The following is an 11417-nucleotide window of genomic DNA, read 5'->3' on the forward strand; positions in this document are numbered from 1 at the left end:
CAGCCCGCGATCAGACGAGGACGCCCATGCCACCGCTTCGTTCCCGCACCACCACCGTCGGCCGTAATGCCGCGGGCGCCCGCGCGCTCTGGCGGGCGACCGGGATGACCGACTCCGACTTCGGGAAGCCGATCGTCGCCATCGCGAACTCGTACACCCAGTTCGTGCCCGGCCACGTGCACCTCAAGGACGTCGGCGAGATCGTGGCCGCGTCGGTGCGGGCGGCGGGGGGCGTCCCGCGCGAATTCCACACCATCGCGGTGGACGACGGCATCGCCATGGGCCACGGCGGCATGCTCTACTCGCTGCCCAGCCGCGAGATCATCGCGGACTCGGTGGAGTACATGGTGAACGCGCACACCGCCGACGCGCTGGTCTGCATCTCGAACTGCGACAAGATCACGCCGGGCATGCTGAACGCCGCCATGCGGCTGAACATCCCGACGGTCTTCGTCTCCGGCGGGCCGATGGAGGCCGGCAAGGCGGTGGTGGTCGGCGGGGTCGCGCAGGCGCCGACCGACCTGATCACCGCCATCTCGGCGAGCGCCAACGCCGCCGTCTCCGAGGAGGGGCTGAGCGAGGTCGAGCGCAGCGCCTGCCCGACCTGCGGCTCCTGCTCCGGCATGTTCACCGCCAACTCCATGAACTGCCTCACCGAGGCGCTCGGGCTCGCGCTGCCCGGCAACGGCTCCACGCTCGCCACGCACGCCGCCCGCCGGGCGCTCTTCGAGCGGGCGGGCACCGTGGTGGTCGATATCGCGACCCGCTGGTACCGCGACGACGACGGGTCGGTGCTGCCGCGCAGCGTCGCCAATGCCGACGCCTTCCGCAATGCCATGGCGCTGGACGTCGCCATGGGCGGCTCCACCAACACCGTGCTGCACACGCTCGCCGCCGCGCAGGAGGGCGAGATCGACTTCGATCTCGGCACCATCGACGAGATCAGCCGCCGGGTGCCGTGCCTCGCCAAGGTCTCGCCGAACTCCGATTACCACATGGAGGACGTGCACCGGGCCGGCGGCATCCCGGCCATTCTCGGCGAGCTGCGCCGGGCCGGGCTGCTGCACGAGAACGTCTCCACCGTGCACACCGCGAGCTTCGACGAGTGGCTCGACACCTGGGACATCCGCTCCGGGAAGGCGTCGGCCGAGGCGCTCGAGCTCTTCCACGCGGCGCCGGGCGGGGTGCGCACCACCGAGCCGTTCTCCACCGGCAACCGCTGGTCGTCGCTGGATACCGACGCCGCCGGTGGCTGCATCCGCGATCTCGAGCACGCCTACACCGTGGAGGGCGGGCTGGTGGTGCTGCGCGGCAATATCGCGCCGGACGGGGCGATCCTCAAGACGGCGGGTATCGACGAGGATCTCTTCTCCTTCGAGGGGCCCGCCGTGGTGGTCGAGTCGCAGGAGGAGGCGGTGTCGCTGATCCTCGGGAAGCAGATCCAGGCGGGGGACGTGCTCGTGGTCCGCTACGAGGGGCCCGCCGGCGGGCCCGGGATGCAGGAGATGCTGCACCCCACGGCGTTCCTCAAGGGCGCCGGGCTCGGCAAGAAGTGCGCGCTGATCACCGACGGGCGGTTCTCCGGCGGCACCTCCGGGCTCTCCATCGGGCACATCTCGCCGGAGGCGGCGAGCGGCGGCGTGATCGGGCTGGTGCGGAACGGGGACCGGGTGCGCATCGATGTCGCCACCCGGACGCTGGAGGTGCTGGTCGAGGATGCGGTGCTGGCCGAGCGGCGGGCCAAGATGGAGGCGGCGGAGCGGCCGTGGCAGCCGGTGGACCGGGTGCGCCCGGTGACCACGGCGTTGCGCGCCTATGCGGCGCTGGCGACCTCGGCGGACAAGGGTGCGGTCCGGCGCGTGCCGTGAGCACGGAATCGGCGCCCCCTCGGTGGGGCGCCGATTTTGCGCGGTGTGCGGGTGTGCGGCCGGTGCCGCCGGGCACGGTGTGCGCCCACGCACCGCGTGCGGGGCGTCGGCCCCGCCCTGCGCGGGACCCGCAGAGAGCGATGATGGTGTCGCCGCGGACGAGCCGACCTCCGCGGGCACACCGACGCGACGGTTCCGCGTGAGCGGCCGTGTCCACGCTGCGCTCCGCTCGCGCGAGCGGGTCCGGCACCGGGAGCTCGGCCGACCCATCGCCGCGTGCGCGATCCCCGCGCGGCGGGTCAGACCGCGAGCGGGTTGCCGCCGTGCAGGTACCACCAGGTCACAGCCGCTGCGGCGATGGCGACGAGCAGAACGAGGAGCGAGCCCCAGCCGGGGCGGACGGCCCAGCCGCGGCCGCGATCGAGGGACCAGCGGCCGGGGCCGGTGAGCAGCACCGCGACGGCGGTGCCCGCGAGAATGCTCTCCAGCTCGACCGCGCCGGGCCCGGCCTTGTACTGGAAGCCGGGGTACATGCCCTGCTTGAAGGCCCAGGCGTCGAGGATCACGGCGAGCACGGCGCCCGCTGCGAGCGGCGTCGCCAGGCCGAGCACGAGCAGCAGGCCACCGCCGATCTCCCCGGCGATGAGCAGCGGCGCGGCCACCCCGGCGTGATCCCAGCCGCCCTGCTCCAGGAAGTCCCTGGTGCCGTCGAAGCCGGGGCCGTGGAACCAGCCGAACGCCTTCTGCACCCCGTGGTAGACGAAGGTCGCGCCGACCACTAGGCGCAGCACGAAGAGCCCGAAGTCCAGGGTGCCGCGCCGGTCGTACCCGGTGCGGTTGCGGCGCAGCCGGTCCGGATCGGCCGGGCCGTTGGCGGCGGGCGGGATGCTGGCGTACGAGTAGGTCGCGGCATCGTCCACGGGCTGCTGCGGCGCGGTGGTGGGCAGCACCTCGGTGCGGGCCTCGGCGTTCGGCAGGTCGTCCGGGTCGAGCCCGAGCTCCTCGTCGGTGCGCGGGACCTCCTTGCCCAGGTTCGGGCGGGCGAACTCCTGCGTCACGTGCTGGTCCATGGGGCTGCCGACATTGCCGACGGCGCCGGTCTGCGGGATGGGGCCTGTGGGCGACCGGCCGGCGTCACCGGAATCCGGTGCGCCCTTCGACTTCTCCGTCACAACCGTCCACCCTAGGCCGGATCGGGCGACGCGCACCATGGTTCCCCGCGGTGTGTCCGGTTCGGGGGTGGGGCGGCGTGCCGGGAAGTTCTTCCGTAACGTCTGATCCATGACTGTGGTTGCCGTCGGCCGGGTGGCGCTCGGCCTGGTGCTCGCTTCGACCGTGCTCGCCGGATGCGCCCGCTTCGACGACTCCGCGTCCAGCCCGTTCACCCCGGAGCCGACCTTCGGCGGCGCCCAGATCGGCCCGAGCGAGCCGCAAGCTCCGTCCTCGACGCAGCGGCCGACCGGGCCCTGCATCGACCCGGACCCGGCGGTCGTCGCGACCTGCCTCGACCCCACGGCGGGGCTGGTCGCCGTAGGCGACGGCGCGCTGGTGGCGGAGCGGCGCACCGGGCGCATTCTCAAGGTGGTGCCGGAGCAGCCCGCAGTGGAGATCGCCCGGATCGACGTGGACGGCTCCGGTGACGGCGGGCTCAACGACCTCGCGCTCTCCCCCACCTACCGGGAGGACGGGCTGATCTACGCCTACATCACCACCGGGTCGGACAACCGGGTGGTGCGGATCGCGGCCGGTGGGCCGCCCAAGGAGATCCTGACCGGGATTCCGAAGGGGGCCACCGGCAACCACGGCGCGCTGGAGTTCGTGACGCCGGAGAAGTTGCTCGTGCTCACCGGCGACGCCGGCAATCCGGGGGCCGCGCAGGCGCCGGGCACGCTCGCCGGCAAGCTGCTGAGCATCACCGACCCGCGCTCCGGGGGCGGGGTGCGGCCGGAGACGGTGCTCGCCGGGATCGGCACCGCGGGCGATGTGTGCCGGGACGCGGTGGACGGAGTGTGGATCACCGACCGCACCGCCACCGAGGACCGGTTGCAGCGGGTCGGGCCGGACAATGTCGCGATCACCGCGTGGACCTGGCCGGATCGGCCCGGGGTCGGGGGGTGCGCGACCACCGCCGACGGGGTCGCGGTGGCGCTCAGCGAGGCCAGGGCGCTGGCGCTGGTCGCCGCCGATCCCGCCTCGCGAGCCGTGACGACGGCGCCGACGATCTTCGTCCAGGACAAGTACGGGCGGTTGAACGGGGCCACGCCGGGGCCCGACGGTGCCGTGTGGGTCGGGACCGTGAATAAGGACGGCGGGCAGCCGGGGCCGAACGACGACCGGGTCGTCCGGATTCCGCCGCCCGCCGGTGGTGGAGGTGGCCCGGACTAGGTCCGAAAGGGGGGTTTCCCGGGGGCCAAGCCCCCGGACCCCCGTTCCGCCCCCGCTCAGGCGCAGGCGGCTAGGACGAGTTCGCGGACTCGGGCGGCATCGGCCTGGCCGCGCGTCGCCTTCATGACGTCGCCGACGATCTTGCCCGCCGCCTGCACCTTCCCGGAGCGGATCTTGTCGGCGATATCCGGGTTGGCGGCGAGCGCCCTGTCCACCTCGGCCTGCAGCGCGCTCTCGTCGCTGACCATGCCGAGCCCCTTCGCCTCGACGATGGCGGCGGGCTCGCCCTCCCCGTCGAGCACGAGGTCGACGACCTGCTTGGCCACCTTGTTGTTCACCGTCTTCGCCTCGACCAGCCCGATCACGGCGGCCACCTGGGCCGGGGTGATGGGCAGCTCGTCCAGCGCGACCCCGCGCTCCTTGGCCTTCTCGGTGAGGTAGGCAACCCACCAGGAGCGCGCCTCGTTGACCGGGGCGCCGGCGTCGACGGTGGCGATGATCAGGTCGAGCGCGCCCGCGTTCACCAGGTCGCGCATGACCTCGTCGGCGAGCCCCCAGTCGGACTGGATGCGGGCCCGGCGCAGCCACGGGTACTCCGGGATGGTGCCGCGCAGCCGCTCGACCCAGTCGGCGTCCGGCGCGATCGGCTCCAGATCCGGCTCCGGGAAGTAGCGGTAGTCCTCGGCGGTCTCCTTGCGCCGCCCCGGCGAGGTGGAGCCATCGGCCTCCAGGAAGTGCCTGGTCTCCTGCACGATCTCACCGCCGCCGGTGAGCACCGCGGCCTGCCTGCGCATCTCGTAGCGCACCGCGACCTCGACGCTGCGCAGCGAGTTGACGTTCTTGGTCTCGGTGCGGGTGCCGAAGACGGCGGCGCCGATCGGCATGAGCGAGACATTGGCGTCGCAGCGCAGCGAGCCCTGGTCCATCCGCACATCGGAGACGTCGAGCGACTTCAGCAGATCGCGCAGCGCGGTGACGTAGGCCCGCGCCACCTCGGGGGCGCGCTCCCCGGCCCCGGTGATCGGCTTGGTGACGATCTCGATGAGCGGCACCCCGGCCCGGTTGTAGTCGAGCAGCGAGTGGCTGGCGCCGTGGATCCGCCCGGTGGCGCCGCCGACGTGCAGCGACTTGCCGGTGTCCTCCTCCATGTGCGCGCGCTCGATATCGACCCGGAAGGTGCTGCCGTCGTCCAGCAGCACGTCCAGGTAGCCGTGCTGCGCGATCGGCTCGTCGTACTGGCTGATCTGGTAGTTCTTCGGCTGGTCCGGGTAGAAGTAGTTCTTCCTGGCGAACCGCCCCCACGGCGTGATGGTGCAGTTCAGCGCGAGCCCGATGCGAATGGCCGACTCCACCGCCCGCTGGTTCACCACCGGCAGCGCGCCGGGCAGCCCGAGGCACACCGGGCACACCTGGGTGTTCGGCTCGGCGCCGAACTCGGTGGGGCAGCCGCAGAACATCTTGGTCGCGGTGGACAACTCGACGTGGACCTCCATGCCGAGCACCGGCTCGAAGCGGGAGAGGACGTCGGCGTAGTCCAGCAGATCGACCGTGGGTGCGCTCATGCGCCCAGTCTAAATAAGCTCAGCGCGGCGGAATCCGGGTGGTCAGCCAGTCGGTCATGAAGGTGAGCGCGGCCGGATCGATGGTGGTCTCGATGGTCGCGTACTCCGAGGGCGAGCCGGTGTTCGCGGGCTGCAGCAGGTGGTTCAGCCCGGGGAAGGTGTGCACCTCGGGGTCGGGCGCGCCCGCGAGCAGGTCGCGCATGGGCTGTTCGCTCTGCGCCGGCGGCACCTGCAGGTCCTTGCCGCCGAAGACGGCCAGCGTCGGCACCCGGACGGCGCGCAGCGCGGGCGCCGGGTCGTAGCCGAGGAAGGCCCGCATCACCGGCGACTCCTGGGCGTCGAGCACGGCCGGGGTGCTGCGCTGCTCCGGCGGCAGCGACGCCTCCTGCCGCTCGGTGGCGGCCCGCGCCCCGGCGAGGTCACCGGCGGCGAGCAGCGCCGACCACTCCGCGACGTACTCCTGCTGCGCCCGCGCCTCCTCCGGGGTGGCGCCCGCCGCGGTGAGCAGCAGCCCGTTCTGCTCGATCAGCACGTCCCGCCCCGGCACCGACGGCCCGGCCATGAGCACGAGAAAGTCGATCTGGTCGCCCTGCTTCGACGCGGCCAGCGGCGCGAGGTACCCGCCCTCGCTGTGCCCGAAGAGCCCCACCCGGCCCGGATCGATCTCGGAGCGGCCGCGCAGGAAGGCGGTACCGGCGGCGATGTCCCCGGCGAGCACGTCGTAGGTGGCGGCGTTCAGATCGCCGCCGGTGCCGCCGACGCCGCGGTCGTCGGTGCGCAGCACGGCGTACCCGGCGCGGGTGAGGGCATCGGCGATGACCAGGAAGACCTTGTGCCCCATGAGCTCTTCGTTCCGGTCCTGCGGCCCGCTGCCGGTGATCAGCTGCACGGCGGCGAACGGGCCGGGGCCGTCCGGCAGCGTCAGGGTGCCCGCGACGGTGATGTCGCCGCTCGGGTAGGTGACGTCCTCGGAGCGGTACGGGAAGGGCGGCTTGGGCTCCTGCGGCCGGGCGGGCGGCGCGAGCGCGCCGCGCTCCAGGTTCAGCGGGAAGCGCTGCCCGGCCTGGGTGAAGTCGCCGGTGATCCGGTCATCGGCGTAGCGGCCCTCGAACACCGGATCGCCCGGGATGTCCTGGAGCTTGAACCCGACGTTCTCGGTGCCGGTGGTCACGTCGGTGAGCGGCGCGTCCTGGACGCCCTGCACCGGAATGTCGATGGTGCCGCCGCCGTCGGCGAAGGTGACCCCGATGGGCAGCGGCTGCCCCGGCACCTCGATCGAGCCGTGCCACTCCCCGGCCACCGGGTCGGCGGGCGCCTGCTCGCCGGAGCACCCGGCCACCAGGGCGAGGATCGCGAGCAGAACTATCGGGAGCAGCCGCCGATCACGCATGCTCCAGTCATACCCGACGACCGTCAGAGCCCGCGCGCGTACGCGATCGAGGCGGCGATCTCGTCCATGTCCATCCGCAGCGACGGGTCGCGCTCCTGCACCTCGGCGAACTCCAGCAGCGCGTCGGCGACGGTGCCGCGCCGGGCGACGCCGATCAGCTCCTGCCGGACGTACTCGCCGAGCGGAAGCCCGGCCGCCTCGGCCCTGCGGGCGAAGACCGCGACCACCGCGGTGGGCAGGTCGTACTCGCTCCACAGCGCGACGGCGTCCGGCTCGGCGAGGCTGGGCTCGGGGGCGCCGCGCTCGGCGCGGAACTCCACCACCGCGTCGATCGGGGCCCGGCGGCGCGCCAGCGCCAGCAGCTCCTGGCGGACGTGCTGCTCCGGCGAGCGTCCGTCGGCCTTGGCGCGGCGCCGCAGCACCGCCGCGGCCGCCGCCGGAAGTTCGTCCACACGCAGATCGACCATGGCGGACAGGCTAACGGCAGCGGCGGCCGCGCGCAGCCCCCGGTGCGCCAAGCCCCCTGGGCGCTCAGCCGAAGAAGGCCTCGGCCTCCCGGTAGCGATCGGCCGGAACCCGCTTGAGCTGCTTGGTCGCCTCGGCCAGCGGCACCAGGTCGATGGCGGTGCCGCGCAGCGCCACCATCTGGCCGAATCGGCCCGCGTGCACCGCCTCGGCGGCGTGCAGCCCGAAGCGGGTGGCGAGCACCCGGTCGTACGGCGTCGGGCTGCCGCCGCGCTGCACGTGGCCGAGCACGGTGGTGCGCACCTCCTTGCCGATGCGCCGCTCGATCTCGGCGCCGAGCTGCTGCGCCACGCCGGTGAAGCGCTCGTGCCCGAACTCGTCGATGCCGCCCTCGCGCAGCGCGAAGCCGGAGTCCTCGGCCGGGTGCGAGCCCTCGGCGACCACGCAGATGAAGTGCTTGTCGCCGCGCTGGAAGCGGCGCTTGATCAGGGCGCAGACCTCGGCCACGTCGAACGGCTCCTCCGGGACCAGGGTGAGGTGCGCGCCGGCGGCCATCCCCGCGTTCACCGCGATCCAGCCCGCGTGCCTGCCCATGACCTCGACCAGCATGACGCGCTGGTGCGATTCCGCGGTGGTGTGCAGCCGGTCGATGGCCTCGGTGGCGATGGAGAGCGCGGTGTCGTGGCCGAAGGTGACGTCGGTGCAGTCGATGTCGTTGTCGATGGTCTTCGGCACCCCGACCACCGGGACGCCCTCGTCGGCGAGCCAGCTGGCGGCGGTCAGCGTGCCCTCGCCGCCGATCGGGATGAGCGCCTCGATGCCGTTGTCGTCCAGGGTCCGCCTGATCTGCCCGAGCCCGGCGAGCAGCACGTCGGGGTTGGTGCGGGCGGTGCCGAGGATGGTGCCGCCCTTGGTGAGCAGCCGGTCGGTGCGGTCGTCGTTCTGGATGACGATCTTGCGGTCCTCCAATAGCCCGCGCCAGCCGTCCTGGAAGCCGACGACCGCGTCCCCGTAGCGGCCGTTCGCGGTGCGAACGACGGCTCGGATCACGGCGTTCAGTCCCGGACAGTCCCCGCCTCCGGTCAAGACTCCGATGCGCATGGCGTTCATCTTGCCCCGCAGCGTCATCCGCTGCCGCCCCGCCCCCGTGAACCCTGGGTAACGTGTGTCAGCGCCTGCATTTGCCGCTGGGCAGCTCCTTCAGGTGCGCCGCGAGCACCGTGGCCATCCGGTTCAGCGTGAGCATGCCGTCGCTGAAGGCGCCGGAGTCCGGCTTGGCGGCGAAGGCCACCGCGATCTGCCCGGACGCGCCGTCCACCAGGCCGAACTGGCGTACCAGGTAGTCGCCGTCGGGGTCGGGGCCCCAGCCGCCCTTGAAGTCGGCGCCGGCGATGCTGCCCATCCCCCACCGGTGCGCGGGCACGATCTCGGCCATCAGCGCGGTGACACCGGCCGCGCCGCTCAGGCAGGGCAGCTTGGCGGCGAACTTCACCTGGTCGGCCAGGCTCCACTCGGCCTGGCCGAAGGCCGAGTGCTCGGCGCGCGGGCGGGTGGCGGGCACCCTGGTGGTGGTGTCGCCGCCCTCGCGCAGCACCGCCTCGACCGCGGCGGCCGCCTCCGGCCCGGAGCCGAGCGACTGCCAGAGCGCGTCCGCCGCGGTGTTGTCGGACTCGGTGATGGCGGCGGTGGCGGCGTAGGTATTGGTGCCCGGCGCCTTGCGCTGCGCGGCCAGCACCAGCGGGACCTTCATGGTCGACCAGGCCGGGCCGGTGCTCCAGGTGCCGAAGCTGAGCGCCGAGGTGCCGCCGACCGGCATGGCCGCCAGCCCGATCGCGCCGCCGGTGCTCGCCTGGAGTTCGGCGAAGTCCGCGGCCAGCGTGCCGGGCAGCGCGTACGACAGGTCGTGCTGCTCGGTGCGGGCCGCGGCCTCGGTGATGGTGGTCTCGTCGGTCCCGGAGATGTTCGTACCGGTCGCGCACGAGGTGAGCAGGGCGGCCGCCGCGAACACGGCGCAGCCGATGACCGCGCGGACACGGCCGGATCGATCAGCAGACATTCCTCGACACATTCTCGTTGCGAAACTTCCGCACAACGTACTGTGTCGACGCCCGGCGCGCCGCATCTATCGGCGGCCGGGTCTCCGCTCCCCGGTGTGCCCGCGGGTCGCTCCGCCGTCAGTCGCGCAGCGGCCGCCAGGTGGCGACGCCCCAGATCACCACCACGTTCAGCGCGATGACCAGCACCGACCACCAGGGGTACCAGGGCAGCCAGAGGAAGTTGCCGACGATCGAGGCGGCGGCGACCACGATCGCCGTCACCCGGGCCCAGCCCGCGCCGGTGACCAGCCCGAGCCCGGCGATCACCAGCAGCACGCCGAGCACGATGTGGATCCAGCCCCAGGTGGTGACGTCGAAGGCGTAGACGTACTCCGGGCCCGCGACGAAGATCTCGTCCTCGAGCACCGCCGAGATCCCCTCCAGCAGTGAGAGCGCGCCGACGGTGAGCAGCAGGATCGCGGCGCCGATGGAGGTGCCGGCGGCGAGGCCCTGGCGCAGCGAGTGGTCGCGCTCGATATCGGTATCGGTCGTGTGCGTCATCCTCGACCCCTTCCGTGTGGTGGACGCGCCCTCACCCTTCCGCTCCGGCCGGGCCGGGCGCCTCATCCGTTTCGGGTGAATCCGGACCGCGCCCGCCGCTGCCGATGAGCACGTCCACCCACCGGGTGGTGGGGTCGATGTCCAGCAGCAGCGCCTTGACCAGCAGGGTCAGCGGCACCGCGAGCAGCGCGCCGAGCGCGCCGAGCACCCAGCCCCAGAACACCAGCGAGAGGAAGGTGACCGTGACGCTCAGCCCCACCGCGTCGCCGACGAACTTGGGCTGGATGATCGACTGGATCACGACGTTGATCACCGAGTAGACGACCAGCACCCAGAGCATGAGCGTCGGGCCGCCCTCCAGCAGCGCCAGCGCGGCGGGCGGGATCACCCCGATGACGAAGCCGATATTCGGGATGTAGTTGGTGATGAAGGAGATCAGCGCCCAGAGCACCGGCAGCGGGACCCCGAGCAGCCACAGCGCGGCGCCGTCGAAGACCGCGACGATGAAGCCGAAGATCGTGGAGACCACCAGGTAGGAGCGGGTGCCGTCGACGAAGGTGCCGAAGGCGACGGCGATGTCCGGCCGCATCCGGGCGACCACTGCCATGCGCGGGCCGATGGTCATGCCGTCGAAGGCCATGAACATGAGCAGCGCCAGCACGAACACCAGGTCGGTGAGCACGCCGAGCAGCCCGCCGAGCACGCCGTCCACCGCCGAGACCACGGTGCCGACGTCGATATCGCTGAACGCGGCGTGGATGCGGTCCTGGGAGATGCCGGCCGCCGCGAGCAGCTCGCGCGCGCCGTCGAGCAGCTCGCCGAGCTCGTCGGCGTAGTGCGGCAGCTCGGAGCCGAGCTGGGCCACCGAGAAGAGCAGGGCGGCGACCAGCGCGACCAGCACCACGACCACGGTGCTGAGCGCGGCGAGCAGCCCGAGCCAGGCCGGGCCGCCGCGCCGGCGCACCCACCCCTGCACCGGCTGCACCGCCACGGTGAGCATGAGCGCGAGAAAGACCGGTCCGAGCACGCCCGCGAAAGCCCGTATCCCGACCACGACCACGACGGCGCCCGCCCCGGCGAGCAGGACGATCAGCCCGCGCGGAATCGACCAGGGCGCCACCACCCGGTCTCCGGCCACGGCGGGGTCCTC

The 11417-nt window shown here is 72.8% G+C and carries 10 protein-coding genes; 2 read left to right on the top strand and 8 right to left on the bottom strand.

Annotated features, from left to right (window positions below):
• Nucleotides 1-26: 26 nt before the first annotated feature.
• A complete protein-coding gene (gene ilvD / locus AB0H71_RS29545; protein ID WP_357027292.1) occupies nt 27-1868 on the top strand; it encodes a dihydroxy-acid dehydratase in 1842 nt (613 codons plus the stop codon).
• 299 nt (nt 1869-2167) lie between these two features.
• Here the strand turns inward: ilvD and AB0H71_RS29550 are convergent, their stop codons facing one another.
• The gene (locus AB0H71_RS29550; protein WP_357027294.1) at nt 2168-3040 is read right to left on the bottom strand and encodes a DoxX family protein; all 873 of its coding nucleotides are present in this window, start codon (nt 3038-3040) and stop codon (nt 2168-2170) included.
• A gap of 109 nt (nt 3041-3149) precedes the next feature.
• On the opposite strand from AB0H71_RS29550, the gene AB0H71_RS29555 reads away from it, so the two are divergent.
• On the top strand, nt 3150-4253 hold the full coding sequence (locus tag AB0H71_RS29555) for a PQQ-dependent sugar dehydrogenase (protein ID WP_357027296.1): 1104 nt from the start codon (nt 3150-3152) through the stop codon (nt 4251-4253).
• A gap of 56 nt (nt 4254-4309) precedes the next feature.
• Here AB0H71_RS29555 and gatB read toward each other — a convergent pair whose 3' ends face one another.
• The 7 genes from gatB to AB0H71_RS29590 all read right to left on the bottom strand — a co-directional run bounded on the left by gatB (nt 4310) and on the right by AB0H71_RS29590 (nt 11405).
• Nucleotides 4310-5815 carry an Asp-tRNA(Asn)/Glu-tRNA(Gln) amidotransferase subunit GatB gene (gene gatB / locus AB0H71_RS29560; protein ID WP_357027298.1) on the bottom strand — a complete coding sequence of 502 codons (1506 nt, stop codon included), beginning with the start codon at nt 5813-5815 and terminating at the stop codon, nt 4310-4312.
• 19 nt (nt 5816-5834) lie between these two features.
• Nucleotides 5835-7205 (bottom strand): alpha/beta hydrolase, encoded by a 1371-nt coding sequence (locus AB0H71_RS29565; protein WP_357027300.1) that lies wholly within the window; start codon nt 7203-7205, stop codon nt 5835-5837.
• A 23-nt stretch (nt 7206-7228) separates the two neighbouring features.
• The gene (locus AB0H71_RS29570) at nt 7229-7672 is read right to left on the bottom strand and encodes a hypothetical protein (RefSeq protein WP_357027302.1); all 444 of its coding nucleotides are present in this window, start codon (nt 7670-7672) and stop codon (nt 7229-7231) included.
• 64 nt (nt 7673-7736) lie between these two features.
• On the bottom strand, nt 7737-8771 hold the full coding sequence (locus AB0H71_RS29575) for an ATP-dependent 6-phosphofructokinase (protein ID WP_357027304.1): 1035 nt from the start codon (nt 8769-8771) through the stop codon (nt 7737-7739).
• A 67-nt stretch (nt 8772-8838) separates the two neighbouring features.
• Entirely contained in the window at nt 8839-9726 is an 888-nt protein-coding gene (locus AB0H71_RS29580; RefSeq protein WP_357027306.1) for a serine hydrolase, read from the bottom strand.
• A 118-nt stretch (nt 9727-9844) separates the two neighbouring features.
• Nucleotides 9845-10267 (bottom strand): hypothetical protein, encoded by a 423-nt coding sequence (locus AB0H71_RS29585; RefSeq protein ID WP_357027308.1) that lies wholly within the window; start codon nt 10265-10267, stop codon nt 9845-9847.
• Nucleotides 10268-10298: 31 nt separating this feature from the next.
• Nucleotides 10299-11405, bottom strand: a complete 1107-nt coding sequence (locus AB0H71_RS29590) for an AI-2E family transporter (RefSeq protein WP_357027310.1) — start codon at nt 11403-11405, stop codon at nt 10299-10301.
• Nucleotides 11406-11417: the final 12 nt, after the last annotated feature.

The sequence above is a fragment of the Nocardia sp. NPDC050697 genome (assembly GCF_040654395.1).
In the GTDB taxonomy this organism is placed as follows: domain Bacteria; phylum Actinomycetota; class Actinomycetes; order Mycobacteriales; family Mycobacteriaceae; genus Nocardia.